Origin of the sequence: Faecalispora jeddahensis (assembly GCF_000577335.1) — a bacterium.
GTDB classification, from domain to species: domain Bacteria; phylum Bacillota; class Clostridia; order Oscillospirales; family Acutalibacteraceae; genus Faecalispora; species Faecalispora jeddahensis.
Map to the genome: position 1 here is coordinate 1 of NZ_CBYL010000009.1, position 18549 is coordinate 18549.

Sequence of the window (18549 nt, forward strand, 5' to 3'; positions counted from 1 at the left end):
GGGGAGTGCGATTTGTGCCGACGGATTTGCACCGGAAGGGTTCCACCGGCTGAGTTCTACTTCAAAGATTTTTCCTTTATCCAAGTGTCATTCCTCCCATCTTCACGCCTGACTCATCTGGATTGGATAATTCGGATGCGAGAGTGATTTTGTGCTCATCACAGAAGTCTGCGAGAGTCAGGGACTCACCGAGGAAATTGATGTTGTCCCGCAGCCTGCGGAAACCCTCCTTGGAGATAGTGACCGGCTCCGGTGTCAAAACGGCTCCGGCGTGGTTAACGGTAACCTTATTTTCTATGCTCACCGGCCTGCCTGGATCATAGTCGGAGCCGCGCAAATCGTAGCAGTAAAAGCCCACCGGCACCGTGGTTCGGTCGATGCGGGAATTGGTGAAAAGTGCTGGCTTTCCAAACAATTCTATGTGTTCATATTCTTCTTTTCTGGCGTTAACGCTCATTTGAATACCTCCCTGTAAATATTGGTTTGTGATTACACAAAAACAGCTCCGTCGCACCACTTTTTCATGGCGTTATACAGCAGCAGTACCTTGATTTGATCGGATACCTCTTTGTTAAATCAGTTTCCATGTTTCATCTTGCACCTTCCTTGCGTTTTGCAGTTTTTTGCATATCCGTTCTAAGGCAATCTCCCTCAGCGCTGTAGCAGATGAAGCCGTGGGACGGGTATGGGCAGCCGCCACAGCTTTGAAATGGACCGCATGGCCGTTCAGCCGGGGGTATTCTACCTACAGTGGAGAGATTGTTTGAATCGTAGCAGGCGGTTTGTTTATTTCTTTTATAGTGTACCAGCATGACCTTTCCTTTCCAGAAAACAAAAAAGCCGGAGAATAAAAGTGCATTCCTGCACTCCGATTCTCCGGCCTTCTAATGCTTTCAAATTTAATGTGATTTTGGTGTATATATAAAAAAAGGGCGCTAACTTTATCGGCTTTCATTCAGCCTTAAAAATCGGAGCCCTTTTTGATTTCAGCTTGTTCATCTGATTGTATTTTGAGTGGCGCCCTTTTTCATTTCGCTCTGTACTAAAAAGGGCGCTGCTCATGAATGTTTTTACTTGTAGGTTTGAGTCCTGTCAGAGTGAAGCTTTTACCCCAATAAATCTACGAAAAAAGAGCTTCCACTTTTCATCGTGGAAGCTCTTGAAAGGCTTGGATTTACTGGCTTTGTAAGCAATAAATCTTTTTTACCTTTTGTTTTTGGTGCGGGCGAAGGGACTTGAACCCTTACACCAAAGGTACTGGCTCCTAAGACCAGCGCGTCTGCCATTCCGCCACGCCCGCATATCTCATTGAAATTGATTTGACTGTAATTTGTCACTCCGTATTCGAATGAACTTATATATTATAACGAAAGCGTGAATTCTTTGCAAGAGAAACTTTCATACGCGCCTGAAAATATTCCAAACGCGTATAAAATTTGCTTTCTCTCTCAAATCACAGGGGCAGAATCCCCTGTTCCAGCATAGACTGCGCTGCCAGCATGGCGCCCAGCTTGCCGCTGTGGAAGTTCAGACCACCCTGCATCCAGACTGCAAACGGCTCGCGCAGGGGCGCATCCGCTGAAAGCTCGATGGAAGCGCCGAGCGTAAACGCGCCGGCCGCCATAATAACCTCACAGTCATAGCCGGGCATATCCCAGGGTTCGGGCGTCACAAAGGAATCGACAGGGGCGCCCTTCTGAATCCCGCGGCAGAACGCGATGAGCGCTTCCTTCTCCCGTAGCAGCACCGCCTGAATAATATCCGCTCTCGGCTCGTCCCATCTCGGCGTCACATCATACCCCAGGCTGGAAAAAAGCGCCGACGCGAAAGCCGCAGTTTTCAGCGCCTCCCCCGTTACATTCGGCGCGTGGAACGCGCCGAGGAACAGCTCGCGGTTACTGCCGAGGGTACAGCCAATCTCACGCCCGGTGCCGGGGGTGGTTAAACGGTAGGAGCAGCTTTCCACCAAATCTCGCCGGCCCGCGATATAACCGCCGGTGGGCGCGATACCGCCGCCGGGGTTTTTGATCAGGGAACCTGCCATCAGATCCGCGCCGTGCTGGGTGGGCTCTTCGGTCTGGACAAACTCACCGTAGCAGTTGTCCACCATCACGATGCAGCCGGGTGCGCGGCGCCTGGCGATTTCCGCAATGCGCTCAATATCCTCCACAAACAGCGACGGGCGCAGGTTATACCCGCGCGAACGCTGAATGTACACCATCTTGAGACCGGGATGAATCCGGTGCTCCATTTCTTCATAGTCCGGCGTGCCGTCCTCTTTCAGGTCAAGCTGCTCGTACTTCACGCCGAATTCCTTTAGCGAACCGTTGCCGTTCCCGGTGATTCCCAGCACGCCGCGCAGAGTATCATAGGGAATTCCCGTCACGCTCAGCATCGTGTCGCCGGGGCGCAGAACGCCGAACAGCGCAACCGTAAGCGCATGCGTACCGCTGACGAAGTTGGCGCGCACCAGAGCATCCTCTGCCCCGAGTGCATAGGCGTATACCTCATCGAGCGCGTCGCGACCGCGGTCACCGTAGCCGTAGCCGGTCGTGCCGACAAAATGGCTTTCACTCACCCGCGCGCGGTTAAACGCCGCCAGCATTTTCTGCTGGTTGTAGCCGGTGACTTGATCGATCTGACGAAATACCGGCTCAAGCCGCTGCATTGCCTGCTCGGACGCGGAAAGGATTCTATCATCCAACTGAAAAAACGGATAGTTCATCATACTGTTTGCTCCCTTATGTTTCTGATCTGATGGGATACCCCGTGGACGATCCCACGATTGGCCGGTTCTCTCATCCGGCCCGGTATCCGCTTGCCCCAATCGACAGCGGTTACCAAAAATCCAGCTCGGCCCACCGGCCCGCCGAAGAAAAGGCCAGCGACCGATAAAACAGGCCGGCCTGCTCATTTTCACACAGTACATACACTGCTCTGGGCAACAGGCGCAAAAGCAGGGCACGGACGACTACACCGCCAAGACCCCTGCGGCGAAAATCGGGATGTGCTGCCACCGCCGACAAAACGGCATCTGTTCCTGTGATGCTGCCGGCCATGGCACAGGCAGCCAGCCTGTCCGAAAAAATCACGCTCTGCGTCAGGCATGCTCCATGGCGCACGCGATGGGAAACATCGAGATAAAACGGTTCAAACTGCTCGGCTTTTTGTTCCCCGCACTCGCACAGCAGGGAAAACAGCTCGCGAACCGGTACTTCATCCAGCAGCTTTACACCGTTCTTTGTTACGGATTGCTCTATGGCCGGGGAGCAGACAAACATTTCTCCCGCTCTGTTTGACGCTCCATACAGAGCATGTGCCGCGCTCTCCTCACAGAGAAGAGTGCGGCACCCGGCAGCGGACAGGAATTCTTTCAGCTCGTCCCTGTCCGCCGTGCTTTTCAAATGCAGAACCACGGCGCCATCCAGCGAGGATACGGCGGCGGTTATTTCTCTCCGCTCGTTCGTCTGCAACCAGAAGCAGGCAAACGGCAGCGAAAGGCCGTAAGCCCGCTGCAAGCCAGCAATTTTGCACCCGAACGGACTGCCCTCACAAAAACGCTCCAGCGAGGGAATCTCTTCTTCCGTGACCAGACGAATCACTGCGCGTTCTCTCCTGCCGCGATGCGCACAGCCAGTTCACGCACCAGACGCTCGGTGTCGTGGTAATCCTGCTCTGCGATCAGGCTCGCAGGGCCGTGCAGATAGCGGCACGCGATGGAAACCGCGATGGTTCTCACGCCGCTACGCGTCGTGTGAATCGCACCCGCGTCGTTGCCGCCCGCTACCGCCTGCTTTGTCTGGCAGGGAATCTTTTGTTCTTCGGCAAGCTTCATAGCCAGGTCGAAATAAGGCTTGTCATAAATCGTACGGCGGTCCATAAAGGAGAGGACCGGCCCCTGCCCCACATGGCACACCTGCCGCTCCGGCTCCACGCCGGCAATATCTCCCGCGGTGGTGGTCTCCACCACAATTGCCGCCTGCGGATCGACCGTATAGGCCGCGACCGCCGAGCCGCGCAGGCCGACCTCTTCCTGCACGCAGAACACGAAGGTCATATCATACGGCAGCTCTTCCTTGATCATGTCGATCAAAATGGCACAGCCCGCGCGGTCATCCAGCGCGCGGGAAATGATCGTGCCGCGCTCGCGATGGAATCCCGCGTCGAAAGCAATGAAATCCCCGGGCGAGACATAGCATTCCGCGTCGGCCTTGTCCTTGGCGCCGATATCGATGTACAGATCTGAAACAGGCACCGATTTGCCTTTCTCTTCCCCTTCGAGCAGATGAATGGGCTTTGCGCCGATGACACCCGAAACCGTTCCGCCCACCAGAACCGGCTTTGCGCACAGAACCCGGCGGTCGATCCCGCCGACCTCTGCAAATTTGAGCAGGCCGTTTTCGCCGATGTGCGTCACGATCAGGCCTACCTCATCCATATGGGCACTGAGCATCAGCCGAACGGACGGCTCCTTTGCACCCTTTTTAAATGCGATGATATTTCCCAGGGCATCCTTCTGCACTGTAGTCGCAAATGGGGAGATCTCTTCTAAAATAACGTCAGCTACCTGCCGTTCACGACCCGATATGCCATGAAGCTCGCAAAGCCGCTGCAAAAGCGTTATATCTGCCATACTTTCCCCTCCCTGATATACGCGGCCAAAAGCTTCGCCGTATTTTCAATGTCCACGATATCGATCACCTCTACCGGCGTGTGCATATAGCGCAGCGGAACCGAGGCCAGCGCGCACCGCACGCCGGAACGCGCCGTTCCGATGGAATCCGCGTTCGTGCCGGTCGTACCACCCATGACTTCGTACTGGAACGGTATTTCACGCTCCTTTGCCAGACGAACCAGCTCATCGGTCATTTCCTGATCGAGCGTGGGGGCAATGCCGACCATCGGCCCCGCGGACATTTTTCCGCTTTTCTGCTCCGGCACGCCGGGCTGCCCGGCGAAGCTGACATCCACGGTGATCGCCTCGGTGGGGTCGTGCGCAAACGCGCCCGTTTTGGCCCCCTGACCGCCCACTTCCTCGCGTGTACTGAGCAGGGTGGTCACGGAGCAGCTCAGCTCTTCTTTTGCCAGCAGCTCTGCACAGCGGATCATCGTGCAGACGCCTGCGCGGTTGTCGAGCCCGGCGGCGGTAAACCTGCCGTTCAGAAGAGTGCGGGGCGTGATCTCCCACAAAATCCGGTCGCCCGGAGTGACCAAACGTTCCGCTTCTTCTCTGCTCAGGCCGACGTCGACATACATTTTGTCAACCGGCTCTACCTTTTCCTCGCTGCCCTCCACCAGATGCGGCGGCAGGCAGCACACCACACCGCGCAGAAGCTCGCGGCCAAACACCGTTACCGTGGTGCCGGGCAGAGCGCGGCGGTCCACACCGCCGCAGGCGGCCAGGCGCAGAAAGCCCCTCTCTGTAATGCCGGCCACCAGAAGGCCGATCTGATCGATGTGCGCGTCCAGCAGAATCCGCCGCTTTGCCCCCGAATCGCCCATCTGGCAGACGAGATTCCCCAGCGGATCGTAAGAAATTGCCCCGTATTGTTTCAGCTCCTGTTCCGCCGCTTTGACCGCGGCCTCCTCCGCACCGGACATCCCGGGCGCGGAGCAAAGGCGAAACAGGAGCTCCTGCAAATGTTCCATGCTTATTCCTCTTTCTTTTTTGTTCCCGGCAGCGCGTTCACCAGCTGCTTAAAGTGGTAGCCGCGCACCTCAAAGCTTGTATATTGATCAAAGCTCGCGCAGGCCGGTGAGAGCGACACGATATCGCCGCTCTTTGCCGCCTCATAGGCGGCCAGCACAGCCTCCTCCATCCCGCTGACCCGCAGGATCTCCGGGTGGCCAGGCTGGTACTCAGGCGCCGCTTTGACGCTTTCTTCAATCTTATCCGCCGTCTGACCCATCAGGATCAGCAGCTTCACTTTTTCCACGATCGCTTTGCCCAGCTCTTCAAACGGAAGATGCTTGTCGTAACCGCCCGCGAGCAGGATGATCTTATCTGGATAGACGGACAAGGTTCCGCTGATGGTGCGGGTAGGGCTGGTGCCGATGGAATCGTTGTAATATTTGACTTCGCCGAGCTCGCGCACCAGCTCCATGCGGTGCTGAACGCCGGAAAATTCCTTCGCAACCTTGCGGATGGACTCGGCGTCGACCTCTCCCCACACGGCGGAAATCGCCGCTAAGTAATTTTCTACATTGTGCATCCCGGGGAGCCGGATGTCGGAGGCGGGCATGATTTCGGTATCGCCCACTAAAATCATCCCATCCTCGCGCAGCCATGCGCCATAGGTACTGGCCCGGCGGCGGCTGAACAGGCGAACCTGCCCGCGCACGGATTCCGCAAAGCTGGCGGCAGTGGCGTTATCCGCATTGATGACCGCGCGGCTGAACGCATTCTGGTGCCGCACGATATTCTTTTTGGCCTCTACGTATTCCGTCATGTCCTTATGGATGTCCAGATGGTTTGGCGAAACGTTCGTCACCACCGCCACATCGGGGCTTTTGCGCATCGAAATCAGCTGAAAGCTGGAAAGCTCGACCACCGCCACGTCGCCCGGCCCGATGGACGCGATTTCGGGCAGCAGAGGCTTGCCGATGTTCCCGCCAAGATGTACTGTTTTCCCCGTAGACTCAAGCAGCTTTGAAATAATGGTGGTTGTGGTTGTTTTGCCGTCGCTGCCGGTCACCGCATAGATTTTGCAGGGGCAAAGATCGAAGAACACTTCCATCTCCGACGTGACGGCACGCCCCTCTTTTCTGGCCTGATCCAGTTCCGGCAGAAAAAACTTCATCCCCGGCGTGCGGAAAATCATGTCCGCATCCAGGTTCTTTAAATAATCCTCGCCCAGGCAAAGCTCTGCGCCCAGCTCCTCGAGCTGTCTTGCTGTATCGCCCAGCTGTTCTCTTTGGCGGCGGTCGCGCGCCTGCACCTTTGCGCCATGCTCCAAGAAAATCCGGATCAGCGGCAGATTGCTCCCGCCGATCCCGCAGAAGGCCACTTTTTTTCCCTGTAATCCCTCAAAAAAGGTCTGTACCCTGCTGTCCATACCCATCGCCCCCGCTTCTCTCACTCGGTTTCTTCTTCTGCCACACTTTTATTTGAAACGATATTTCTGTTTCTTTTCTCACCTTCGACGGGGAAAGAAACAACACTTTTTATTTTAGGAAACTGCTTCTACCTTATTATACTTACCAGATTTTTAAATATCAACCGAAATCCAATCTTTCAGCATGTCCGCGTAAGATTTAAAGGCGGAAGGCAGCGTGTATTGCTCCAAAAGCTCCCGATACGTCGCCCAGACAAACTCCCCGAACGGGCGCGGGACCCGGGCGGCATACGCCGTCATATGCCATTCTCGGTGCGTAAAGATGTGCTTTGCCTTTGGCAGAGGCTGCACAGCGAACTCCGAAAAGCCCCATTCGCGCAGTTGATCTTCAGCCCCCTCAGGGGTAAACACCTCGGGCACACCGGGTAGCTCCCACAGCCCGGCCAAAAGCCCTTTCGCTGGCCGACGGCGCAGCGCCACCCGATCCTCTGTACACAGGAGGAATACCGTGCGCTCTTCTATCACCCGGGGGCGCTTCGCCGTCTTTACCGGCAGCTCGGCGGCAATCCCTTCCCGGTAAGCGATGCACAGGCTGTTTAAGGGACACAGCAGGCACAGCGGCGCGCCATTCGGCAGGCAGACGGTAGCCCCCAGCTCCATCAGCGACTGATTGAAATCCCCCGCCCGTTCCGGCAGGATTTCGCGCACCGTTTCGGTGATCTGCCGTTTTACCGCGGCGTCCTTCATGTCTCGGCGGTCTGCCGTCAGGCGCGAGATCACGCGAAGCACATTGCCGTCCACCGCGGGGACACGAATCCCGAACGCGATGGAGGCCACCGCACCCGCCGTATACTCGCCGAAGCCCGGCAGGGCCAGAAGCGCGTCGAACGATGCGGGAACCTGCCCGCCGTACTGCTCTTTCATTACGAGCGCGGCGCGCTGCAGATTGCGGACGCGGTTGTAATACCCAAGGCCCTCCCAGAGCTTGAGCAGCAGCTCCTCCGGCGCGTCGGCCAGTGTTTCCACCGTGGGCAGGGCCGATAAAAAGCGCTCGTAATAGGGCTTTACCGCTTCCACCCGCGTTTGCTGCAGCATGATTTCAGACACCCACACGCGGTATGGCTGCGGATTTTCCCGCCACGGCAGCACGCGGGCCGCCTGATCGTACCAGGAAAGAAGCGGCTGAACAATTTTGTTTAAATCGAGCGATGCACTCAAAGAGGTTCCCCTTTCTGCCAAAACAGCCGGCAGAAACTGTGTTCCGCCGGCTGATGATCTCCGTTTTATGTTTTCCGCAGAAAAACAACTTATCCCTTGCGGAAATACGGTTTGTCGGACAAAAATTGGTCCGCAGGCTTTTTCGATGTGTGTTCTCTGGTCAGCAGGGGACGCGGCGGCTCACCCTTTTTGCGCGGGCCGAGAGAAGTGAGGTAATCCTCTTTCTTCTCAGCAGCCGGTGCGCTTCGGCGCTCCGGCTCCGGCTGACGCTCCAAACGTTCTCTGGGGGTACGGCGGGCCGCGTCTTTTCCTGCGGCTTCGCGCGTTTCAGCGGGTTTGGCGGCATTTTGCTCTCTGGCCGCGTGTGTTTCCGTTTTTACAACAGTTGGCTCCTGCTGCACGCGTCTGTCCGCGGGTTTGGGAGTATGCGGCCCTTTGACCGCCTGTCTTTTCGGCTCGGCGGCTTTCTTTTCCGCAGGTTTTGCGGAAGTGGATTCTGCTCGTCCCGCCTGCGACGGACGGACCGCGGTATCCTTACGCCCCTTTCGCTGCTTTGTTTTTGCCGAGGATTTCGGCTGTGCCTGCTTCTTCTGCGCATCGGGCGAAGATGCTTTCTCCGCCTGGCGCGGATGCTCCTGCCGCTGCGCGCCTTCGCCCCGCTGTTTCTCGCGGTGCTGCGGCTGCTGCGCACGCTGCGGGCGCGGCGTCGGCTGCTTGGGCGGCGTCAGCGTGAACACCTGCATCGGGTAGGGATGATCCTCCACAACCGGAACCGGCTTGCCGATCAGCGCTTCAATGTCTTTCAGATACGGCTTTTCATCGATATTGCAGAACGAGATCGCCGTCCCGTCGAGCCCCGCACGGCCGGTACGGCCAATGCGGTGCACATATGTTTCGGGCACGTTCGGCAGATCGTAGTTGATGACATGGGAAAGCTCGTCGATGTCGATGCCGCGGGCAGCGATATCGGTCGCCACCAGAACGCGGATCTGACGGGCTTTAAAACTGGAAAGCGCCTGCTGGCGCGCCGTCTGCGATTTGTTGCCGTGAATGGCCTGCGCCTGAATCTTCGCACGGGCAAGCTCGCGGGCCACACGGTCTGCTCCGTGCTTGGTGCGCGTAAACACCAGGGCAGACTCGATTTCGGAGTGTTTGAGCAGATCGATGAGGAGCTTCGGCTTATTGCCCTTGTCCACAAAATACACGGACTGCTCGATCGCATCCGCCGTGGAGGAAACCGGCGCGACCGCCACCTTAATGGGGTCGACAAGCAGGGAATCCACCAGCTCCGTAATTTCGGGCGGCATCGTCGCTGAGAAAAACAGCGTCTGCTTTTGTTTCGGCAGACGGGTGATCACACGCTTTACGTCGTGAATAAAGCCCATGTCGAGCATTCTGTCGGCTTCGTCCAGAACAAAAATCTGAACCGCGCCTAAATCGATAAAGCCCTGCTGAATCAAATCATTCAGGCGGCCGGGCGTCGCGACAAGGATGTCTACTCCCCTGTTCAGACTGTTTACCTGCGGCACCTGCGAAACGCCGCCGAAAATCACCTCGCTGCGCAAAGGCAGGTACCGCCCGTAGGCGCGCAGGCTTTCGCCGATTTGAATGGCGAGCTCACGCGTCGGGGTGAGAATCAACGACCGAATGGCACGCTTCTGCCCCTTCGGCACAGGCGGCTGCGCGTTCAGCGTTTGCAGAATCGGCACGGCAAACGCAGCCGTTTTACCGGTTCCCGTTTGCGCACAGCCCAATACATCACGGCCCAAAAGGGCAGGCGGAATCGCTTTTTCCTGAATGGGAGACGGCGCCTCGTACTGCTCCTCCTGCAGCGCTTTCAAAATAGGCGCAATCAAATTGAGTTCCTGAAAATTCATATACTGTTTAATTCCTTCCTAAAAAGCCGCCGGCCCGCCCAAGAGGCGCTGGCCCGGCCCTTAATCTTCTGAAATCTATCACGGGAATCAGATGTTCCATCTTTTACGGTCGGTGGAAACCAACTGATTCATCCTCAAGCGGCAGGCATATTCCTCCACTTCAAGTTTCAAGGCTCTCTCAGCCAGCGGCAGCTTGCTGCCGCTCACGACATGAAGTTCTAACAGACAGAGAAAGCGGCCGCCACCGCCTACAGCGTGTGGTTCGCCGCTTCAAAACGCCGGCTCTCACCGGCTATTGTTTTGCCGGATAATAGATAATTATACCGCTCTTTGGGGCGGAAAGCAAGAACAACCGGCTTAAGGGTCTCTTTGTCCCGTGCTTTTTGCCTTTTTCTGCTCGAGTCAAACACGGAAAAAAACGCCGGAAACACGCGATTCTCTGCGCAAAAACAGCCGGCATTTGGCCGGCTGCTGCCCTGTGACGCTGATCCGATTATAAAAACGGAATCTGCAGATTGGGGTTTGTGATCTCCTGAATCGGCACGCCGTAATACTCCTTGCGGTACTGCGCGATGGAATAGGAAAGATTCGCGGCAATTCGCTGTGTGTTGTGCATGATCCAGTCCGCGTCGCGCGGGTAATCGTGGAACGCTGTCTGCACCAGCAGCGCGGGCATTTCAGGGTACGCCATCTCCGTTAAGGTCTGGTTATTTGCCAGCTTGATCTTGTCTGCCTCGGGGTAAATAAAATTATTTTTTACGATCTGGGCCCAGAGCCCGCTCATGGGATGATCGGTCTGGTAATAAATGAAGCAGCCGTTATACTGCCCGGAGAGCGCCTCCGGCGCGGCGTTGGAGTGAATGGAAAGATACAGGGTACAGTTGTTCTGCACGGCCTGCTTCGCGCGCTCCTGCAGCATCGTGCCCCACTCGCTCGCGGGAACCTGTGCGCTCGACGGCGCAATAATGGTCTCTATGCCGTATTCATGCAGATACTGGGCCATCCAGTTCGCGATCTGCCGCATATAATCCTCTTCGGTTTTTCCATCGGGATACAGATTATAGTACTGCGGCGACGGACTGAGATATACCCGGAACGCAGACTGCTCCGTCTTGATACTCGCACTCGACCTCATAAGCGCTTCACTGCCGGCTACCTGTGATGCTTCGGCGGCAGCCACATGCGTGCTCCCCATACAGAACAGCATTCCCGCAGTGAGCAGAAGGCTCATCATTCGTTTCAGCATTGTCACTTCCCCCTGTAAAGACGACACGATATACTTCATTTTATTATATCGGCTTGTCCGCGAAATATAATTCTTTAAAAGGATTATATCTCCTGACTTCTCAGGATTTTACAGAAAATCCTGAGAGCGCCCGCGGCAGCCGTTGCTTTTCAGGAACAAATCTTTTATAATCAAAAGAAAACGACGGATTCTCATCCGGTGAAGGAGAACGCAAATGATCGGAATTATCGGCGCGATGCCCATTGAAGTTGAGGGACTAAAAAGCAGACTGCAAAATCCGCAGACAGAAATACTGGCGGGTCTGGAATTCTGCAAGGGGACGCTGTCCGGTGTGGAATGCGTCATCGCGCACTGCAACCCCGGCAAGGTGAACGCCGCGCTGTGCACGCAGCTGATGATTACCCACTACCGGCCCCGCCTGGTGATTAACAGCGGAGTGGCGGGCGGAATCGGCGAGAGCATTCACATCGGCGATCTGGTGATTTCTACCGCCGTGGTACAGCACGATATGGACACCTCCCCGCTGGGAGACAAGCGCGGCTATTTGTCCGGTATCGGGCTGATCGATATCCCCGCTTCGGAGAAGCTGGTTCAGCTGCTCGGGCGAACGGCTCCGGAGGTTTATAAGGGCGCGGTACATACGGGCGTGATCGCCACGGGCGATCAGTTCATCTGCGATTCGGCAAAGCTGCATGAGCTTGGCCGTGATTTTGGCGCGATGGCCTGCGAAATGGAGGGCGGCGCTGTCGGGCAGGTATGCCATGTGAACAGCGTGGATTTTGTTGTGCTGCGCACGATTTCAGACAACGCCGACGACGACGCGAAAATGGATTACGCCACGTTCGCCCCGATCGCGGCCCAGCGCGGGATCGACCTGTTGTGCCGTATTCTTCCCGAGCTGTCCTGATTCTTTTGCAGCGGATACAAATCTGCGATTTAAAATGAGAAATCTCGTGTTTCCTCCGCTTTCGACGGGGAAAACACGAACTGCGATTTCCTGTTTTTACGAAAGATTCTGCATGGTCTCTCCTGTTCCCGGTTCGAAACCGCCAAACAGAAACGGAGGGTGCGTATGAAGTTCTATGACATCTCCCGCGAATTGTTTTCTGCCGATGTATACCCGGGCGACCCCGTTCCCTGGTCGGAGCGGATCCGCCGTATCGACACCGGCGACGATTATAATCTGTCCGCCTTTTTCACCGGCTCTCACAGCGGCACCCATCTGGATGCGCCGCGGCACTTTCTGGAGGATGGGGACACGATCGACCGGATTCCGCCGGAATTCCTGATCGGACCATGCACGGTGGTTACGGTGGAGGGGATTGTGACCGGCGCACAGATCGAGGAGCTTTTGCCCCGCTGCCAGAAGCGGATTCTGTTCCACGGCGACGGCCAGGCGTTTTTAGACCGCAGCGCCGCGTTTGTTCTGGCGGACAGCGGTGCCCTGCTAGTGGGGACGGACGCGATCTCGATCGGCAGCGAGGCCGAGGAGCGATCGGTCCATCTGGAGCTTTTGGGCGCGGATATTCCGATTCTGGAGGGCGCCGTTCTCGACGGCGTTCCGGACGGGGACTATCTGCTGATTGCGCTGCCCTTAAAGCTCCGCGGTCTGGAGGCTTCCCCCTGCCGCGCAGTGCTGTTGCAGGGTACCCTGCCAAGGGACGAACGCTTTTCGTAATATGGCAGGCCAACAATCATCCAAAGCGAAACGGCCGCGTGATTTTCCAACGGCCAGAAGGGCTTCCGCGCTCATTGTGCGGAAGCCCTTCTTAAATTTATATTGAGAAAAGGCAGAGATCAAAATCATCCCTGCTGTGCATGCCGGAGGGCCGTTTCGTATGCGGCTTTCGTTCTCTCGTCAAAGCAGACCATCGTAACCGACTGCACGGTTTTGGCCGTTTGGGAAAACGCGAGGATCTCCCGCACGGCAATGTAAGCGGCGCATTCCAACGGAAAACGGTATACACCCGTACTGATGGAGGGAAACGCCACGGTATGACAGCCGTTTTCTTCTGCCAGTCGGAGACAGTTTTGATAGCAGGAAGCGAGGAGGCCCTCCTCCCCGGCTCCGCCGCCGTGCCAGACGGGGCCGGGCGTGTGGATCACATAGTTTGCGGGCAATCGATAGCCCGACGTGATTTTGGCCTGACCGGTTTCACACCCGTGCAGACGCCTGCATTCCTCCAGCAGCTCGGGGCCCGCCGCCCGATGAATGGCTCCGTCCACTCCGCCTCCGCCAAGCAGAGAGGTGTTGGCGGCATTGACAATCGCATCCACCGCAAAAGTCGTAATATCTCCCTGAAGAATGGAAAACTCCATAACGTTCCTCCTTTGAGCTGTTCCCCTTGAACAAGCCGATTCAGTTCCGTCTATTATCACTTTCTAAAGTAATGATTTTTCTCCCGCCTATAGTGGAGGGCAAAATCACTCTATTGGGCACAAGACGATTTAAAATGAATTGACTATAAGAACAGGATACTCCGTACCGGGCCAAAATACAATTAAATCAAGATAAAAAAACAGCTCCTCATCCGGCGGTTTTCAGAACACCGGGCGAGAAGCTGTCATTTCACTTCTGCTTGATCAAAATTATTCAGAAATCTGGTCGGCGATGCTGCGCGCGTAGCTCTTCATCTTGGCCAGATCATCCGCCGTTGGGGTGAAATTCGAACGGATTCCCTCTCCCTCAAAGCGATACTTCAAATGCTCCAAACGGGAGCGCATCATACCGACAGCCTCACCGCTCCAGCCAAACGCGCCGAAAGCACCGGCCGGCTTGGAACGAACGTTGATCGCGTCAATACTCGACAGCACATCCCAAACAATTTTGGGCGCATCGCGGTTAATGGTGCAGGAACCCATGAGCAGAGCATCCGCTTCGTTTGCGGCGGTCACAGACTCTTCAAACGGAGTAAATACCACGTCGATCAGGCGCACATCCAGCTCGGAATCGGCAGAAAGCTCTTCATAGGCCGCTTCCGCCAGCTGCTTGGTGCAGCCGTATGCAGATGCGTACAAAATTGCGATCTTTCTGCGGTCGCGCTCCGCGGGCAGACTCCATTTGCGGTAAAGCCCCGTGATCTCTTTGATCCCCTGAACCAGGCAGGGGCCATGACTCGTGCAGACCATACGAACCGGCAGGTCCTTGATTTTATCCAGACCGCTGATGACATAAGGCTTGAACGGGCCGAAAATACATTCATAATAGTGGCGCGCCTGCTCCAGGTATTTTTCCCGGTAGTGCATGTTGGTGTCCACCAGAGTGGGCTCGCAGAAATGCGTTCCCAGAAAATCGCAGGTAAACAGCAGACCGCTCGTCTCATCCCATGTAAACATGGAATCAGGCCAGTGCAGAAGAGGCGCCACGATGAACTGCAGCGACCGGTCACCCAAATCCAGAATCTCTCCCGATTTTACCACATGAAACCGGAATTCCTGATTCGCAATGGCTGTGATATATTTCTTCGCCGCCATTGTGCAGTAAATCTCAATATTGGGATTCAGTGCCAGCAGCTTTGCCACACTGCCGGAATGATCCGGTTCCGTATGGTTCATAATCAGGTAATCAATTTCAGAAACGTCGATTAGACTCTGAATGTTCTCGAGATATTCCTCAAAGAAATCTGCATGAACCGTATCGATCAGCACATTTTTCTGGCCGGTAATCAGGTACGCGTTGTAGCTGCTCCCATAAGGGGACTCCATAATAATGTCAAATACACGCAAACCGGGATTTAGTACTCCGACCGAATAAATGTGGTCTGCCAATTTCTTTGTTGCCATGACTGAAACATCCTTCCCGCTGACTGGGCGTAAATTTGCCCTTTACTGGGGGCTGAACATATCCTTAGAAGCCCCGCATTCCGGACAGGTCCAATCTTCGGGAAGAGCTGCAAAACTGGTTCCGGGAGCGATTCCGTTATCGGGATCCCCTACCGCCGGATCGTATACATAGCCGCAAGCATCACATACATATTTTGCCATAACTTTTAACACTCCTTTTTAATTGACAATCTTTTATCACTTAAGAATTGATGTCTTTAGTATACTCTATCCTTTTTGAGATTGTCAATCAAAAGAGGTGTCTTTCAGGTGTGTTTCCGCATTAAAAACCGCCATCGTCCAGGATGTTACACAAATGACCCGGACATACCGTACCCGTAGCCAGGGTACGGGCCAAAGCCATTGCGCGAGCTTCGCTGCTGCTGACGTTCTCATATTCGGCTTCGGCATTCACTGTACCTCGTTGTATAATACGAATCCCAAAGCCGGTCTTTTCATTGCCAAACACATAATACTCCAAGACTCTGTTTTGCCGCGAAATGATGATCTTTCCTACATTTTTGACCATGAACGGCCTCTCCCCCTTCTTGAATTTGAATCTCCGTAAACTATTTCCATAAACCATATTTCCGTGAATTTAATTCACATGCTTTTTCATTCATCATACGAGATTTCCCATTTGTTTTCAATATGGTATCCCATTGTCACATTTACTTTTTAGTTTTTCCTCAATATCTTTCGCTTTTCATTTTCTTTCTTACCAGATGTAGCCCCAAGCAGTGCTTTCTCCGCCTCCACCACGACAAATGGAACAAGCGAAATCAGTGCAACTGCCACCCACTGGGCGCCGCTGAGGACCGCTGTTTTGAAAATCTGTGCCACCGGAGCCACCGCGATCACCGAAACCTGCATGATTGTGCAGATGACGGAAGCCACTAAGAGCTGCGGATTGCTGAGAAATCCGATGCGGAACAGAGAATGGGACGAACGCATGTTATAACTATGTACGATCTGAGAAAGACTCAGTGTTGCGAACGCCATTGTTCGGCCGATGATCGGATAAGAGGGGTCCATGTCGAAAAACGCGCGGCCCACACTATAGGCCAGCAGGGCCAGAGCGCCGATCAAACATCCCTCTACTAAAATATTGTATCCCATCCCGCCCGCGAAAATGCTCTCATTTTGCCGATGTGGGGGTTGTTCCATCACATCATTTTCAATCGGTTCCACCCCCAGCGCCAGGGCAGGCAGAGAATCGGTCACCAGGTTGATCCACAGCAGCTGAATGGCCAGAAGCGGCAGGGGCAGCTGCAGCAGAAACGCCATAAACACGGTGAGGATCTCACCGATATTGCAGGAAATCAGGAAATGGATCGTTTTGCGGATATTCGCATAGATGCCGCGGCCCTCGCGCACTGCCTCGACGATCGTTGCAAAGTTGTCGTCGGTCAGCACCATATCCGCCGCGCCCTTCGCCACATCGGTGCCGGAAATACCCATGGCGCAGCCGATGTCGGCCGCCTTGAGCGCCGGAGCGTCGTTGACGCCGTCGCCCGTCATCGCCACGATCTCGCCGCGCTTCTGAAAGGCCTTGACGATACGAACCTTATGCTCCGGCGACACCCGGGCAAACACCGAATACTGGTAGATATTCCGCTCCAGGTCGCGCTGGTCCATCTGATCCAGCTGCTGGCCGGTGAGCGCTTTGTCCTCGGGGCCCATCATACCCAGCTTCCCGGCAATCGCAATCGCCGTCGCCACATGGTCCCCGGTAATCATCACAGCGCGGATTCCCGCTTTCTTGCACAGGCGCACCGCACGCTCCGCTTCCGGACGCGGTGGATCGATCATGCCGATAAAGCCGCAGAATACCAGATCCTTCTCCCACTCATCTTCCGGCGGAAGCTGCTTCACATCGCGGTAGGCCACGCCGAGCACGCGCAGCGCGCGCGACGCCATCTGCTCGTTTCTGCGCTGCAGCTCGCGCCGCACCTGCTGATCCATCGGGGCGGTAAAGCTGCCGCCCTGGCAGGTGGTGCAGCGCTCCATCAACAGATCCGGCGCACCCTTTGTGATGATGCGGTACTGCTGATTGTCGAGCCGGTGTACCGTCGTCATCATCTTGCGGGAAGACTGGAAGGGGATTTCGCGGACTCTGGGCATGCGGCGCTCCAGCTGATCTTTCGGCACGGGGGAAGCTGCCAGAAGCGCGGCCTCGGTTGGGTCGCCCTGTATTTTATCGCCCGAAACGGTGCAGTTGTTGCACAGCGCCGCCAGCTCCAAAATGCGTCTGGCCTGGGTATCCTGCTTCGTCAGCACGCCGTCGTAGCCGGCTACCTCTACCACCGTCATCTTGTTCTGCGTGAGCGTTCCGGTTTTATCCGAGCAGATGACACTGGCGCTGCCGAGCGTTTCCACGGCCGGCATGCGGCGCACAATGGCCCGGCAGTTTGCCATGCGGCGCACGCCCATGGCCAAAACGATCGTAACAACCGCCGGCAGCCCTTCGGGAATCGCGGCTACCGCCAGGCTAATGGAAATCATGAACATATCCAGCGGCTCCACGCTCTGGATCAGCCCCATAATAAAGATCACCGCGCAGATTGCCAGCGCGCCGATGCCAAGCACCTTGCCCGTATGGGCCAGCCGCTTTTGCAGCGGGGTCTGGGGAGCTTCCTCCGAATGGATCATGTGGGCGATTTTGCCTACCTGTGTTTCCATTCCGGTGGCAACCGCCACGCCTACGCCGCGCCCGGCCGCAACGCTGCTGCTGGAATACAGCATATTCTTGCGGTCGCCGAGCGGCGTTTTATCCCCGCAGACAAGCTCCGCCGATTTTTCCACCGGCAGGGATTCGCCGGTCAGTGCGGATTCCTCCGCACGCAGGTTGTGCGCTTCCAGAATGCGCAGATCGGCCGGTACGAAATCACCCTCCGTCAAAAACACGATATCGCCGGGAACGATCTCTTTCGAGGCGATTTTGACCCGCTTGCCGTCGCGCATCACAACAGATTCGGGCGAAGTAAGCTTCTTCAGCGCATCGATTGCCTTTTCGGCGCGGCTCTCCTGTGCCACACCGATCACCGCGTTGACGATGACGATGAGCAGAATGATGATGGGGTCTATATAATCACTGTCATGCCGGAACAGGGAGGTAAAAAACGAAACTGCCGCGGCAATCAGCAGGATAATGACCATAAAGTCTTTGAACTGCTCCAAAAACTTTGCGATGAGGCCAGGCCGTTTGCCCTCCCGCAGTTCGTTCTGTCCGTATTCCCTACTCCGTTGTTCCACCTGCGGTACCGTAAGCCCCCGCTTGGGATCTGTTTTTAACTGCCGGATACATTCCTCTCTGGACAAACTTTGCCAC

Annotated in this window: 16 protein-coding genes and 1 tRNA gene; 2 read left to right on the plus strand and 15 right to left on the minus strand. The window is 55.8% G+C overall.

From position 1 onward, the window contains the following. Nucleotides 1–76: 76 nt before the first annotated feature. The 10 genes from TY09_RS05170 to TY09_RS05220 form a co-directional block, all read right to left on the minus strand. On the minus strand, nucleotides 77–457 hold the full coding sequence (locus TY09_RS05170; RefSeq protein ID WP_018214032.1) for an LPD28 domain-containing protein: 381 nt from the start codon (nucleotides 455–457) through the stop codon (nucleotides 77–79). 760 nt (nucleotides 458–1217) lie between these two features. Next, nucleotides 1218–1300, minus strand: a tRNA-Leu gene (locus TY09_RS05175). A 153-nt stretch (nucleotides 1301–1453) separates the two neighbouring features. Beyond that, nucleotides 1454–2728 carry a methionine gamma-lyase family protein gene (locus TY09_RS05180; protein ID WP_411918301.1) on the minus strand — a complete coding sequence of 425 codons (1275 nt, stop codon included), beginning with the start codon at nucleotides 2726–2728 and terminating at the stop codon, nucleotides 1454–1456. A gap of 109 nt (nucleotides 2729–2837) precedes the next feature. Continuing rightward, complete coding sequence (locus TY09_RS05185; RefSeq protein WP_042431698.1) at nucleotides 2838–3602, minus strand: GNAT family N-acetyltransferase; 765 nt, start codon at nucleotides 3600–3602, stop codon at nucleotides 2838–2840. Continuing rightward, nucleotides 3599–4633: a M42 family metallopeptidase gene (locus TY09_RS05190; protein ID WP_042431700.1), complete on the minus strand. Its 1035-nt coding sequence runs from the start codon at nucleotides 4631–4633 to the stop codon at nucleotides 3599–3601. The genes TY09_RS05185 and TY09_RS05190 overlap by 4 nt, the downstream gene beginning before the upstream one ends. After that, nucleotides 4621–5649: a M20/M25/M40 family metallo-hydrolase gene (locus TY09_RS05195; RefSeq protein ID WP_042431702.1), complete on the minus strand. Its 1029-nt coding sequence runs from the start codon at nucleotides 5647–5649 to the stop codon at nucleotides 4621–4623. The genes TY09_RS05190 and TY09_RS05195 overlap by 13 nt, the downstream gene beginning before the upstream one ends. Before the next feature lie 2 nt (nucleotides 5650–5651). Beyond that, nucleotides 5652–7055, minus strand: a complete 1404-nt coding sequence (gene murD, locus TY09_RS05200) for a UDP-N-acetylmuramoyl-L-alanine--D-glutamate ligase (protein ID WP_035316542.1) — start codon at nucleotides 7053–7055, stop codon at nucleotides 5652–5654. Nucleotides 7056–7208: 153 nt separating this feature from the next. Then, the gene (gene mutY, locus TY09_RS05205) at nucleotides 7209–8273 is read right to left on the minus strand and encodes an A/G-specific adenine glycosylase (protein ID WP_242841440.1); all 1065 of its coding nucleotides are present in this window, start codon (nucleotides 8271–8273) and stop codon (nucleotides 7209–7211) included. Between the two features lie 89 nt (nucleotides 8274–8362). Continuing rightward, a complete protein-coding gene (locus TY09_RS05210; RefSeq protein WP_042431706.1) occupies nucleotides 8363–10150 on the minus strand; it encodes a DEAD/DEAH box helicase in 1788 nt (595 codons plus the stop codon). Nucleotides 10151–10643: 493 nt separating this feature from the next. After that, nucleotides 10644–11396: an N-acetylmuramoyl-L-alanine amidase family protein gene (locus TY09_RS05220; protein ID WP_042431710.1), complete on the minus strand. Its 753-nt coding sequence runs from the start codon at nucleotides 11394–11396 to the stop codon at nucleotides 10644–10646. Between the two features lie 214 nt (nucleotides 11397–11610). Between TY09_RS05220 and TY09_RS05225 the strand changes: the two genes are divergently transcribed. Then, nucleotides 11611–12303, plus strand: coding sequence for a 5'-methylthioadenosine/adenosylhomocysteine nucleosidase (locus TY09_RS05225; RefSeq protein WP_042431713.1), 693 nt, complete (start codon nucleotides 11611–11613; stop codon nucleotides 12301–12303). 165 nt (nucleotides 12304–12468) lie between these two features. Further along, nucleotides 12469–13074, plus strand: a complete 606-nt coding sequence (locus TY09_RS05230) for a cyclase family protein (protein ID WP_042431715.1) — start codon at nucleotides 12469–12471, stop codon at nucleotides 13072–13074. Between the two features lie 125 nt (nucleotides 13075–13199). Here TY09_RS05230 and TY09_RS05235 read toward each other — a convergent pair whose 3' ends face one another. The 5 genes from TY09_RS05235 to TY09_RS05255 form a co-directional block, all read right to left on the minus strand. Next, nucleotides 13200–13715, minus strand: coding sequence for an O-acetyl-ADP-ribose deacetylase (locus tag TY09_RS05235; RefSeq protein ID WP_042431717.1), 516 nt, complete (start codon nucleotides 13713–13715; stop codon nucleotides 13200–13202). 270 nt (nucleotides 13716–13985) lie between these two features. Continuing rightward, nucleotides 13986–15179, minus strand: coding sequence for an FprA family A-type flavoprotein (locus tag TY09_RS05240; RefSeq protein ID WP_042431719.1), 1194 nt, complete (start codon nucleotides 15177–15179; stop codon nucleotides 13986–13988). A gap of 42 nt (nucleotides 15180–15221) precedes the next feature. After that, nucleotides 15222–15380, minus strand: coding sequence for a rubredoxin (rd, locus tag TY09_RS05245; protein ID WP_009065771.1), 159 nt, complete (start codon nucleotides 15378–15380; stop codon nucleotides 15222–15224). Nucleotides 15381–15501: 121 nt separating this feature from the next. Continuing rightward, nucleotides 15502–15747: a DUF6514 family protein gene (locus tag TY09_RS05250; RefSeq protein ID WP_009065800.1), complete on the minus strand. Its 246-nt coding sequence runs from the start codon at nucleotides 15745–15747 to the stop codon at nucleotides 15502–15504. Nucleotides 15748–15896: 149 nt separating this feature from the next. Further along, a complete protein-coding gene (locus TY09_RS05255) occupies nucleotides 15897–18539 on the minus strand; it encodes a calcium-translocating P-type ATPase, PMCA-type (protein ID WP_042431721.1) in 2643 nt (880 codons plus the stop codon). Between the last annotated feature and the right edge of the window lie 10 nt (nucleotides 18540–18549).